This window comes from Shewanella sp. SP1S1-7, assembly GCF_031932105.1.
In the GTDB taxonomy this organism is placed as follows: Bacteria; Pseudomonadota; Gammaproteobacteria; order Enterobacterales; family Shewanellaceae; genus Shewanella; species Shewanella baltica.
In genome coordinates this window covers 61,310-73,839 of record NZ_JAUOEU010000019.1, presented here as the reverse complement: position 1 = coordinate 73,839, position 12,530 = coordinate 61,310, and the positions used below count along the sequence as shown (strand labels likewise).

Here is a 12,530-nt window from a genome sequence, read left to right as displayed (position 1 = left end):
ATTTAATGCTTTTATTTGAGAATAGTTCATTTAATTTGCGTTATTTTTGATGATTTGTTTTTATTGTCTGATTTGGCGTGAGGGGTTTTGGGGAATTCACAATGTGTTTTAAAAAAGTGTCGATGATAGAAAAACCGCTAAAAAAGACCTTAAATAATGAGTTGTCACGTTTAAGTGTTTTATTTTTAATCAATTAATGCGCCGAGTTTGACATCAACCAATGGCATGAGCCTATGCAGAATGGTGTGGCAGGATGGATATTTCGCGATAACTGTATTGTTTGTGAGCTGAAAACAAAAAAGCACGTGAATGGCTCACGTGCTTTTTAATCTTGTTTGGCGCTTTGCCGTGCTGGCTGAGATGGCGCTTTATTCAGCTGGTGCTTTATTTCGCAGGTGCGACTAGCGGGCGTCAATAAGAATAAGAGACGGCTAACTAAGCCGCCTCTCACAAGCTGTCACTGATACAAGCTGCTATTTTGTATCTGTCACAAGCGTCGTTTTAGCTGGGCGCAGGCTATTGAACTCTGTGCCTTGATAGTATCCCGGCCAATCTTTGCTGTTGCCCAATGTGCGCGTGACTTGGTAGTAGATTTGCAAATCTTGCAGCGCGCCGCTCAAATCCCAGTCTTCATGGTATTCATCGCAGACATTGTGATAACAGCCTTTCATTGTGGCTTGCATCTGGGTTTTATAAGCAGCCGTGGCCTCATCAACGGGGTCGCTACCGCCGCCGGCAAAGACCGCTGGGACGCCCAGTTTGGCAAAGCTGAAATGATCTGAACGGAAGAAACCGCCCGAAGCGGGATTTTTTTCACCCATGGCGATGCGGTTCTGTTGTTTCGCCGCATCGATAAGGTAAGTTTCTAACTCAGACTTGCCTTTGCCGACAATCGTAAAATCCTTGGTTTTGCCGTAGATATTGGTGCTGTCGAGGTTTAATACTGCCACGGTTTTGTCGATAGGATAAAGTGGATTAGCGGCGTAATAGCGTGAACCGAGTAAGCCCTGTTCTTCACCTGTGGTGGCAATAAAGGTGACCGAGCGCGCTAAACCGTGGCCTTGTTTCGCATTATCGGCTAATTGCCTGGCGATTTCGAGAATGCCAGCAGTGCCTGAGGCATTGTCCATGGCGCCGTTGTAAATCTGATCGCCTGCTTTCGTCTCGTCTTTACCTATGTGATCCCAATGGGCGGTATAGAGGATTTGCTCGTCAGCTTGTGTGCTGCCGGGGAGCGTGGCGACTACGTTGTAGCTATTCGCGTATTCGGCTTTATTTTTAAAGGCGATACTGGCCGTTTGCTCAAGGGGGACATTAATTGGGCTGTCGGCGGCACGCGCCATCAAGCTCGGCAGTGATAAACCCGCTTTATCAAACAGCTGGGTTGCTGCGTCCAATGTAAGCCAGCCTTCGACTTGGATGCGGCTATCTTGTTCGGCTTTACTCAGCACTAGATCTTGCTGTGGCCCAGTCCAGCTATTTTCTACCACAGACCAAGGGTAAGAGGCGGGTTCAGTATCATGGATGATCAGTGCACCGAGGGCGCCTTGACGGCTGGCCTCTTCAAACTTATAACTCCAGCGGCCGTAATAGGTCATGGCTTTACCATTGAACTTACCCGAGTCAGGGCGGGCAAAGCCGGGGTCGTTCACTAAGATCACCGCGATCTTGCCTTTCATGTCGAGATCTTGGTAATCATTCCAACCATATTCGGGTGCGTTCACCCCATAGCCAACGAAGACTAATGGCGCATTTTCAATATTAATGCCACCGTTATCGTGGCGACTGCTGAGCACCAGATCTTTTCGGTATTTAAAGGGTAATCCTGCCAGCGTAACTTGTTGCGCTTCATCTGCGGTATAGCTCACCATAGGCACAGGTTGCAAAAAGCTGCCTTGGTACGCGCCCTTGAGTCCCATCTCTGTAAAGGCTTTAGTCAAATAGTCCAAGGTGAGTTTTTCACCGTGAGTGGTCGGTGCTCGACCTTCAAATTCATCGGATGACAGGGCTTTAATATCATTTCTAAAGCGCGCTTCATTAAACTGCACTGGTTTGAGTTCAGCCAAGGTGCTGTTGTCATCGGGTTGGGATGAATTCGGACTACAGGCACTGAGCATAGCCAGCGCACAGAGTGGATACAGACGTCGCATAGGTTAATCCTACTGTTGTTTTAATTAAGGAATTTTAGATTTCTGTTAATCAATCAGAAGCGAGACTTATCATGAAGCAAGCCGCTGCGAGCCACAAGGCTGAGAAGAAGGTGAATGTGTTACTTAATGTTGCTTTACCCTATGCAATACGCCTTTGGGCTGGGCGTGTTGCATAGGTAATGTTGGAATGACTTGCAGAATGACTGGCTACGCAGGCTTAGACAAAGGTTTAAATAATTGTTTAAACAACATCGATGTCACCCGCGCAGGCAAACACATGGTTCGGGCGGAAGGGTTCTTTGTCGATATCTTCAAGCTTACTCACGCCACTGGTGACTAGAATGGTTTCAAGCCCAGCTTGGAAGCCTGCCAAAATATCGGTGCGCATATTGTCGCCTATGATGACAGTGTCTTCCGAGTGCCCATCAATATGATTAAGCGCTGAACGAATAATCCATGCGCTCGGTTTACCCACGTAGAAAGGTTTTTTACCGGTAATACGCTCGATTGGCGAACATAGGGCGCCACAGGCAGGGCTGTAAGCTGGGCCATGAGTATCAGGGTTGGTGGCAATAAAGCGGGCACCACCTGCCACAAAAGCTGCGGCTTTATGGATCATTTCCCAGTTGTAGGAGCGGGTTTCACCGACAATCACAAAGTCAGGGTTGATATCGGTAATGGTAAAGCCTGCTTTGTAGAGTTCGTGGGTGAGGGCGCCTTCACCAATAACATAGGCTTTACTGCCTTCTTGGTGCTGTAAAAAGTCAGCGGTTGCCATCGCGGAGGTATAAAAGCATTCTTCAGGAATATCAATACCGGCAGCGCTTAAACGGTTTTGCAGATCCTTTCCCGTTTGTACGGGATAGTTAGTCAGGACGACTAACGGATTGCCTTGTTCTAAAATACGCTGGATAAATTTGTCGCTGCCGGGGATCAGTTTATTGTCGTGCAGTAGTACACCATCGATATCGCAGATAATATTTTTCATCTAATAGTCTCTTGTCATGCCGAGCAAAAATCACTTTTCGTTAAGTTATCTAATGCCACATTGCCCCAGAAAACAATGCTTTTGTGGAAAATAGTTAAAAAAATAGAGACCCTAAGGTCTCCATTTGTGATCTCGCTACCATTGCTTTTAAGCGGAACTAATCAGGCGCGTAACCGCTTGGGCCGATAAGAGTGCCATCAAGATAGGCTTGGCCGTTTTGCATGTTAAGACGTTGCTGACTAAACCATTTCACCACGAGTGGATAAATGGCATGTTCTTGCTCATGCACACGGGCTGCGAGCATGTCAGCGGTATCTTCTTCATAAACAGGCACTTTAGCCTGTAAAATCACCGGACCTGCATCAAGCTCTGGCGTGACAAAATGCACGCTGGCACCATGTTCGCTGTCGTTAGCGTCAATGGCACGTTGATGGGTGTTTAAGCCAGTGTATTTCGGTAACAGTGAAGGATGGATATTGATCATGCGACCTAGGTAATGATTCACGAAATCATCGGTTAAGATCCGCATAAATCCTGCCAACACGATTAAATCGGGGTGGTACTGTTCGATCACTGTCATTAAACGCGCATCGTATTCAGAGCGAGATTCACCTTGGTGAGCTATCACGCAGCTGGTATCAATTTCGCCATGATGGGCGCGCACTAGGCCATAGGCATCGGGTTTATTACTGATGACTCCGACAACTTCGGCCTGCAGATTATCGTCGCAACCGTCGATAATCGCTTGCAGGTTACTGCCATTTCCGGAAATTAATACAACTACACGACAGCTCTGGGGCATTACAGGATCTCCACTTGCTCTTCATTGCCTTCACGATCTGCGATAGCACCGATAAGCCAAGCTTGTTCACCTTCTGCAGCCAGTAATGCAAGTGCTGCATCCACTTTATCGGCTGGCAGCGCGACTAACATGCCGACGCCACAGTTGAAGGTGCGATACATTTCATATTCTGCAATGTTGCCATTTTCCATTAACCAACTGAAAACAGCAGGCCATTGCCATGAATCGCCTTGGATAACCGCTTTTAAATTATCTGGCAGTACGCGTGGGATGTTTTCCCAGAAGCCGCCACCAGTAATGTGTGCCATTGCATGTACGTCTGATGCTGCGATCAGTTTTAGCAATGATTTCACGTAAATTTTAGTTGGCTCAAGTAGATGTTCAATTAGCGGTTTGCCATTGAGATCTTGTTGAGGGTCTGCTTGGCTCACTTCTAATACTTTACGTACTAAAGAGTAACCATTTGAATGAGGGCCGCTCGAGGCTAATGCGATAAGCGCATCACCCGCTGCCACTTTGCTACCGTCAATGATGTCGGCTTTTTCAACTACGCCTACGCAGAAACCTGCTAGGTCGTAATCTTCACCTTCGTACATGCCTGGCATTTCAGCGGTTTCACCGCCGATTAACGCACAACCAGATTGGAAACAACCTTCGCCGATACCGTTGACGACAGACGTCGCGGTTTCAACATCCAGTTTGCCCGTTGCATAGTAATCGAGGAAAAACAGTGGCTCAGCACCTTGAACGATTAAATCGTTCACACACATAGCAACTAAGTCTATGCCGACAGTGTCATGTTTTTTATAGTCGATAGCTAAACGCAATTTAGTCCCAACACCGTCGGTGCCAGACACTAAAACCGGTTGCTTGTATTTAGTGGGGATTTCACACAGGGCGCCAAAACCACCTAAGTTGCCCATAACTTCTGGACGACGGGTACGTTTAACGGCTGCTTTTATGTTACTTACCAGTGCATTACCTGCATCAATATCAACGCCGGCATCTTTATAGCTCAGTGGGGTAGGTGTGCTCACGGAGGGATCCTCTCGGGTACATCGTTATTGGATTTTATGCGGCGGTATTCTACCAGCTTGTGCTAGGGGTCGAAAGTCATGATTTGGATTTATGCCCCTCGGCGCAGTATTTTTGGCCGAGTAAAACTGTATTTCAGTTTCTGAGGTCTTGAGATTGGTCACAAAATAGTAAATTAAGGTACGTATCTTAGTCGATCGGGAATTATTCTTGGGAGATAGCTCACGATTAGGCCTAATGGCAAAACTTTATGTTTTACCTAGTAAACAAATCAACTAGAATCTGAAAAATTTGCCTAAAATAATACGCCGAAAAATAAAGTAGGAGAGAAAAATGAAAGTTGTCGAGGTTAAACATCCTTTAGTGCGTCACAAAATCGGTTTAATGCGCGAAGGTGACATTAGCACTAAACGTTTCCGTGAGCTAGCCGCCGAAGTGGGCAGTTTATTAACCTATGAAGCTACCGCAGATTTCGAAACTGAAACGGTGACGATTGAAGGCTGGAACGGTCCGGTTGAAGTCGACCAAATCAAAGGTAAAAAAGTCACTGTTGTGCCGATTTTACGTGCGGGTTTGGGCATGATGGACGGTGTGCTTGAGCATATCCCCAGTGCGCGTATTTCAGTTGTCGGCATTTACCGTGACGAAGAAACCCTTGAGCCTGTGCCTTATTTTGAGAAGCTGGCCAGCGACATGAACGAGCGTATCGCCTTAGTTGTCGACCCAATGCTCGCGACTGGTGGTTCTATGATTGCGACCGTCGATTTATTGAAAAAGCGCGGTTGTACTTCAATCAAAGCCTTAGTGTTAGTGGCTGCGCCTGAAGGGATCAAAGCGTTAGAAGCGGCGCATCCTGATATCGAGTTATATACCGCTGCTATCGATAAGTGCCTCAATGAGAAGGGCTATATCCTGCCAGGTCTTGGTGATGCGGGCGATAAAATCTTTGGTACTAAATAACCAAAGCTGTTAAAAATCAAAGTTGCTAAATAATTAGCGTAGCTGATGCTCAGTTGAGCGGATGTACTCAGTAAGGGAGCCTAGGCTCCCTTTTTGTTTTTTTGTTCGCCACAGTTATAACAACTTTGTTTTAAGCTGCTAAAGTTTAGCATTAAGACAAATAGTTATTCGCAATTGCAGTTGTTTTTATTGGTTTATTTTGTGGTTTAATGGGACATTACTTAAGTTTTGGGCAAGGCATATTGTCGGTATAACAAGGATTAAGAGGGATTATGGGACATTCGGCACTCAACTGGTTGTTATTACGTCGGTCACTTGCACTTGCGACCCTGTTATTTGTCATATTCTTGCTGATCCTATTGCCGTTTAAAATTGATAGAGAACACCAATCCTTTGTGTCTTTTGTAAAAACCAAGCAAATCACACCGAGCTATATTGAACTGCTCGGTAAAAGCTTATCCCTGCACGACATCATTGATTTCAATAAATCTTCTTTAGCGCCTTTTCAGCTCGATCCCACCCGATTAATGCTGCCCCAAGGGGTGGAGCTTTCTGCTGAAGAAGCGCAAGTCTTACGCTACTTTGATTATCTCTACTCCAGTAAAAAGACAAATGCAGAAGATATTTTCCTGTATGTGGGGCTTTATCGTAGTGATGCTGTGTATTTTGCTACCCCAATCCCTGAGGACGTAAAAGCGCGGCTGATTAATGACCGTACTTCGACAAATGAGTTTTGTCAGAGCCTGCACTATTGTGCGAAAGACGCGACGCCAGAGTCCTTGGCCGATGGCATAGTGTTATCCATTCCTTATCAGGATGAAGTGACTGGTAAAGTCATTTTATCTATGGCCTCGCCGATTACATCATCTAGCGATCCTAATCATTTTATTGGTGATGTGATTGCCGACACGGCCTTTATGACGTCGGGTTTTATGCGTAATAAACATGTGGAATGGCGCAATACCGATTATGGCACTGAGTTGGTGATCACGACAGATAGCCTTTGGGCTGAACTGACGCCGGAGTTCTTGTTTTATTCGATGACAAATCATTTAGATAACATGACTTCACTGACATACAAAATTAGTATATTTCGTTTTATTGTGTGGAATTTGCCCCTGTGGTTTTTGTTATCTATTGTGATCTTCTTCGTTCAAATTAATATCAATCGTTTTAGGAAACTTCGTACTGAGCGTCAACGGTTTAGTGAAGCGATGTTATTGGATGCTTTTACTCGCACCTACAATAAGAAAGTCTATGAGACCGCACTGTTTGATGTCGCAACTAAGGGGCATTACGCAGTGATCTGTGTGGATGGCGATAAAATCAAAACCATTAATGATACCTACGGGCATAAACTCGGGGACATGGCGATCATGCAAATTGTCGATGCAATGCGCGGCGTATTTCGAGAAAACGATTTGTTAATCAGAACCGGCGGTGATGAGTTTGTCGTCATCTTAGCTAATTGTACTTTTGAACGGGCTTTGGTATTGGCTGAACATTTACGTCAAGCTGTGGCAGAGCGACAATTTTTAAATGTGTTGACCGTTTCCTGCGGTGTCGCTGATTCACAAGACTATGCAAATTTTGAGGCCGTACTGCAAGCGGCGGATAAAGCGCTGTATGAGGATAAAAAGAATAAACAGGGTAGCCGCAAGCTCGAAGCGACACGGTAACTATCATGTTAGTTATCAGGCTATTATTGCGTTAACTATTGATATTGAGTTAGCTATTGAGTTAATCATCGAGTGAATTAACGCGTCACGTGACCGCTATAAAGTTGCAGCCGGCAATAAAAAAACAGCGCGGACAATGTCCGCGCTGTCATTACTTTCTATTACTGCTATTCAATCTATTCAATCGTGTTTACAACACCATGGCCGCAATCCAGCCAAACACTAACAGTGGAATATTGTAGTGGATGAAGGTGGGGATCACGCTGTCACGAATGTGGTCGTGTTGCCCATCGGCATTCAAACCCGCAGTAGGCCCTAAAGTGGAATCCGATGCTGGCGAGCCCGCATCACCCAGCGCTGCGGCGGTGCCGACTAACGCAATGGTCGCCGCCACCGAAAAACCAAAACTTAACGCCAATGGCACATAAATGGTCGCGATAATAGGAATGGTGGAGAAAGACGAGCCAATTCCCATAGTGATCAGTAGACCCACTAGCAGCATCAAGAAGGCGGCGAGGGCTTTATTATCACCAATGATGTCGCTAAGCGAAGCCACAAGCGTGCCCACTTCACCGGTTTCTTTAACTACGGCGGCAAAACCAGCGGCTGAAATCATGATAAAACCGATGTTGGCCATCATGCGCACGCCTTGATTGAAAATATCTTGGTCGGCGACATGCTTTAAGGCGCCCGAGAAACTGAAAATCATGAAGCCGACTAAGGCGCCAAAAATCATCGAATCGGTTTCAAGTTGCACCACTAAGGTGGCTAATATCGCCACTGCGGCAATGATAATATTGCGTTTGTTGAGAGTTTCTTCTGGCTCTGCAACCAATACTTTGGCTTCATCATAGATCCGAGGTTTACGGTAACTGATAAACACAGCTGTCAGTAAACCAACTATCATGCCCGCCGCTGGAATTAACATGGCTGGTGGAATTTGCTCACGTACAGCCGCTAAGCCATTACTGGTTAAGTTGGAAAGCAGAATGTCATTTAAGAAAATGCCACCAAATCCAATCGGTAAAATCATATAGGTTGTGACGAGACCAAAGGTCAAAACACAGGCGACTAAACGACGGTCGATGTTCAGCTTGGTCATTACATGTAACAGGGGTGGCACTAAAATCGGAATGAAGGCGATATGAATAGGTAAAATATTCTGCGAGGCCATCGACATGACAAGTAGCGATAACAGCAGTAACCAGCGAACCCAGTTAGTGTTGGTGGGATTAGGATCTTGCCCAAGACTACTGATGATGCTTCTTGAGATAAGCGTGGTTAAGCCTGAGTGCGATAGTGCGACAGCGAAGGCACCTAATAATGCATAACTGAGCGCAATTTGCGCGCCGCCACCTAAGCCCGTATTAAAGGCATCTATGGTTTGGTGCAGATCCATTCCGCCCACAAGTCCCGCCACAAGGGCGCTCACGGTGAGGGCGATAACTACATTCACCCTAGCTAAACTGAGTGCCAACATTAAGCACACTGCAATAACGACTGCATTCATAGTCAATTTTCTTAATTCTTTAAGCCAAAGACGCTATTTTTGACTGCAAAGGCTGTCGATGTCCAGTTTGCCGAGGGCTTATCTGAAAAATATCTGAAAATGTGATCATGCTGGGTTTTGTCTGTTAGCCGAATGTGGATTGCTCCGCACACAGGATACGCAGATTGCTCTATCCTTAGTCAGGCAAAACGGAAATGCCCTTGAAAAATGTGATATTGGTCTTAAATAGGTTGTAAGGCACAGCACACGACTTATAATGCCTAAAGATTTGATTGGTAAGAACACCTTTTAATCGGTAAGGATTTAACTCGACCTAGGTTGAGGAGAGCATACTGGCGAAAGGGCATCTTGCCTTACACTTAGTTCAACTCATAGATGGAGATATAAAATGAGCGTATTAGTAGGCCGTCAGGCTCCTGATTTTACTGCTGCAGCTGTATTAGGTTCTGGCGAAATCGTTGATAGCTTCAACTTAACTGCTGCCATCAAAGGCAAACCAGCAGTCGTATTCTTCTATCCACTTGACTTCACTTTCGTTTGTCCATCAGAGTTGATCGCATTTGATCACCGCATGGAAGAGTTCACTAAGCGTGGCGTGGAAGTGATCGGTGTGTCTATCGATTCTCAGTTCACTCACAACGCATGGCGCAACACCCCAGTTGAAAAAGGCGGTATTGGCCAAGTTAAGTACACGTTAGTGGCTGACGTTAAACATGAAATTTGTAAAGCATACGATGTTGAGCATCCAGAAGCGGGTGTAGCTTTCCGTGGTTCATTCCTGATCGACAAAGAAGGCATGGTTCGTCACCAAGTTGTTAACGATCTGCCATTAGGCCGTAACGTTGATGAAATGCTACGTATGATCGACGCACTGCAATTCCACGAAGAGCACGGCGATGTATGTCCTGCTGGCTGGGAAAAAGGCGATAAAGGTATGAATGCAAGCACTGAAGGTGTTGCTGCTTACCTGTCTGAAAACGCAAGCTCACTGTAATTAGTATTTGCTAATCACAGTTGCCTGTTAAATGAAAAAAGCTGCCAATGGCAGCTTTTTTGTTTTCTATTTGTTTAAGATTTAGTGTGAACCGCTAAATTTATGCCTCAGTACCGCTTTGTGCATCCTGCTCATCCACGGCCAGTAACGGCCAGCCGCCTAATGATTTCCAACGATTCACTATGTGACAAAAAAGCTCTGCGGTACGTTCGGTATCATATAGCGCAGAATGGGCTTCTTTATTATCGAAGGGAATGCCCGCCATGATGCATGCTTTGGCAAGAACGGTATGACCAATGGCAAGTCCGGCGAGTGTAGCAGTATCGAAAGTAGCAAAAGGATGAAACGGCGAGCGTTTTAAGTCGCAACGTTCAATCGCCTTACTCACAAAACCATGATCAAAGGCGGCATTATGCGCCACTATGATACTGCGATGGCAGTCAGAGGCTTTTTGGGCTTTTTTCACCGCTTTAAAGATCTCTAAAAAGGCTTCTTTCTCGCTCACGGCTCCGCGTAACGGATTAGTGGGATCAATACCGTTGAATGCTAACGCTTCGGGTTCTAAATTTGCGCCTTCAAAGGGCTCAATGTGGAAGTGTAGGGTTTTGTCGATTCCTATCACGCCTTCATTGTCCATTTTCAGTAGGGTGACGGCAATTTCTAGCAACGCATCGGTTTGAGAGTTGAAGCCCGCAGTTTCGACATCAATGACTACGGGAAAGTAGCCTCGAAATCGGTATTTCAATTTGTTCGCGTCGCAAATGTCACTCATAAAGTACTCTAGAAAATTCACAGGGCGCTATTATGCTAAATGTGTTGGGGTGTGTCATGCTTGATTGATGGTTTTATGAGCTAAAGGAACTAAATAGTTTGCCGATAAAGCCATGTAACCGATTAAACATGAGTAAAGGCTATGTGGCGAAAACTGATATTAGTATCAATTTTATGCGTTCCAGCAACTGCAACGGCAGAGTTGCGCCATTATGTCGCCTCTTTAAGTGATTCCCAATGGCGAGTGAGTGAGAATTCTCCCATCGTTTGTCGCCTCGAGCATGATATCCCTTCTTACGGTAAAGCAATTTTTACCAGCGAAGCGGGTAAGCAGCAAAATATGAATTTTACCTTAGACATGTGGGTAAAACCGGATCAAGTCACGCAAGCTAAGTTAATTAGTCGCGCGCCGCAGTGGCGGCCGGGAGTGGTCTCAAAAGAGATCACATCACTGCATTATCAAAAGTACTTTAATGGTGAGGTGCCTAAACGTGCCGCTTGGTCTATGTTGGCTGAGTTGAGTCGCGGGATGGAACCGACGTTTTACTATGCTGATTGGTATAACGAGTCAAATAAGATCGCTGTGGGTTTGTCATCGGTTAATTTTGGCCGTAAATACAGCGAGTTCAAAGCTTGTCTAGCGCACCTGTTGCCCTATAGCTTTGAAGATATCGCATTTACTGTGTTGAATTATGATGAAGGCGGAACCGATTTAACTCGTTTCTCCCAGCAGCAACTGTCTCGGGTTCAAGAATACTTAGCCTATGATCCTTTGGTGGAGCTAGTGCTGGTGGATGCGTATACCGATAGTTACGGTGGCCGTTCAGTTAACCAAAAAGTCTCGGATAAACGGGCGGAGTCGGTAAAAGATTTCTTTGTTGCCAGCGGTATTCCGCAAGACCGTATCGTTACTGTAGGGCATGGTGAGCGCCGTCATGTGGCTTCGAACGATGATATGGACGAAAGGGCACGTAACCGCCGCGTTGTGATACGGATCAGTAAGCCTTTGTAGTGTATTTGTGCAGTGTTTAACCTGTGCCACATCAATCCTGTGCCACATCAATATAGTTAAGCCCAATCCAATGCCAAGTCACTGACTTGGCATTGTCATTTATAGATGCGGAGGTGGTTATTTTTGGATAGCTTGGCAGTATTTCGCTCAACCTCAACCTCAACCTTTGCAGTATCAGCGAGCTTTAAATGGGATTATGAGTTTTTCTTATTTGTGATATTCGCGAGCAGGTAACCGTTAAGCACCTTAGACAACTTAACTGGGGTGAGGGCATGAATAGTGATAGCGGTTTAAAGCTTGATATCGTCGTAAGTAGGATGGTGTTTGAAATGGATAAAAAAAAGCCCGCTTAAACTAAGCGGGCCGCAAAAATAATGCATTTGCAATCAACAAATTGAAGGAAGGAAGTCAAGCATAAGAACCAGGGAAGAAACTGAAGTGTTGGGAACACACCAGTTTAAAAGTTCTTTGTTTTCGATATCTGCAAGCAGGTATCTCCTGAAAACAAGTAAATTCTATGGTGAACTCGGCGGTAAAACAAACGAGAAAAATTGCCCATAAACATTAGTAATTCTAATGATTGCAAAGGTGATCTATATCACTTAAGTCACTATTTACCTTGATTAATA

The 12,530-nt window shown here is 45.4% G+C and carries 10 protein-coding genes; 4 read left to right on the top strand and 6 right to left on the bottom strand.

Features of this window, described 5'->3' with window-relative positions:
• Positions 1 to 473 precede the first annotated feature (473 nt).
• The 4 genes from Q4Q49_RS15005 to purM all read right to left on the bottom strand — a co-directional run bounded on the left by Q4Q49_RS15005 (position 474) and on the right by purM (position 4,977).
• Positions 474 to 2,150 (bottom strand): M28 family metallopeptidase, encoded by a 1,677-nt coding sequence (locus Q4Q49_RS15005; RefSeq protein ID WP_311999714.1) that lies wholly within the window; start codon positions 2,148 to 2,150, stop codon positions 474 to 476.
• Between the two features lie 241 nt (positions 2,151 to 2,391).
• Positions 2,392 to 3,138, bottom strand: a complete 747-nt coding sequence (locus tag Q4Q49_RS15000) for an HAD-IIA family hydrolase (protein ID WP_006081242.1) — start codon at positions 3,136 to 3,138, stop codon at positions 2,392 to 2,394.
• Positions 3,139 to 3,295: 157 nt separating this feature from the next.
• Positions 3,296 to 3,940: a phosphoribosylglycinamide formyltransferase gene (gene purN, locus Q4Q49_RS14995; RefSeq protein WP_311891958.1), complete on the bottom strand. Its 645-nt coding sequence runs from the start codon at positions 3,938 to 3,940 to the stop codon at positions 3,296 to 3,298.
• Positions 3,940 to 4,977: a phosphoribosylformylglycinamidine cyclo-ligase gene (purM, locus tag Q4Q49_RS14990; RefSeq protein ID WP_006081244.1), complete on the bottom strand. Its 1,038-nt coding sequence runs from the start codon at positions 4,975 to 4,977 to the stop codon at positions 3,940 to 3,942. Before purM ends, purN begins: the two co-directional genes overlap by 1 nt.
• Positions 4,978 to 5,308: 331 nt before the next feature.
• Here purM and upp point away from each other — a divergent pair, with 331 nt between their 5' ends.
• Together upp and Q4Q49_RS14980 are read left to right on the top strand one after the other, a co-directional pair.
• A complete protein-coding gene (upp, locus tag Q4Q49_RS14985) occupies positions 5,309 to 5,935 on the top strand; it encodes a uracil phosphoribosyltransferase (protein ID WP_006081245.1) in 627 nt (208 codons plus the stop codon).
• Between the two features lie 272 nt (positions 5,936 to 6,207).
• A complete protein-coding gene (locus tag Q4Q49_RS14980; RefSeq protein WP_006087454.1) occupies positions 6,208 to 7,614 on the top strand; it encodes a GGDEF domain-containing protein in 1,407 nt (468 codons plus the stop codon).
• Between the two features lie 190 nt (positions 7,615 to 7,804).
• Here the strand turns inward: Q4Q49_RS14980 and Q4Q49_RS14975 are convergent, their stop codons facing one another.
• The gene (locus Q4Q49_RS14975; RefSeq protein ID WP_006081246.1) at positions 7,805 to 9,124 is read right to left on the bottom strand and encodes a Na+/H+ antiporter family protein; all 1,320 of its coding nucleotides are present in this window, start codon (positions 9,122 to 9,124) and stop codon (positions 7,805 to 7,807) included.
• Between the two features lie 388 nt (positions 9,125 to 9,512).
• On the opposite strand from Q4Q49_RS14975, the gene Q4Q49_RS14970 reads away from it, so the two are divergent.
• On the top strand, positions 9,513 to 10,118 hold the full coding sequence (locus Q4Q49_RS14970) for a peroxiredoxin C (RefSeq protein ID WP_006081247.1): 606 nt from the start codon (positions 9,513 to 9,515) through the stop codon (positions 10,116 to 10,118).
• Between the two features lie 100 nt (positions 10,119 to 10,218).
• Here Q4Q49_RS14970 and rnt read toward each other — a convergent pair whose 3' ends face one another.
• Complete coding sequence (gene rnt, locus Q4Q49_RS14965; protein ID WP_006081248.1) at positions 10,219 to 10,890, bottom strand: ribonuclease T; 672 nt, start codon at positions 10,888 to 10,890, stop codon at positions 10,219 to 10,221.
• Positions 10,891 to 11,031: 141 nt separating this feature from the next.
• Between rnt and motY the strand changes: the two genes are divergently transcribed.
• Positions 11,032 to 11,901, top strand: a complete 870-nt coding sequence (gene motY / locus Q4Q49_RS14960; RefSeq protein WP_063883092.1) for a flagellar protein MotY — start codon at positions 11,032 to 11,034, stop codon at positions 11,899 to 11,901.
• The last annotated feature ends 629 nt before the right edge of the window (positions 11,902 to 12,530 follow it).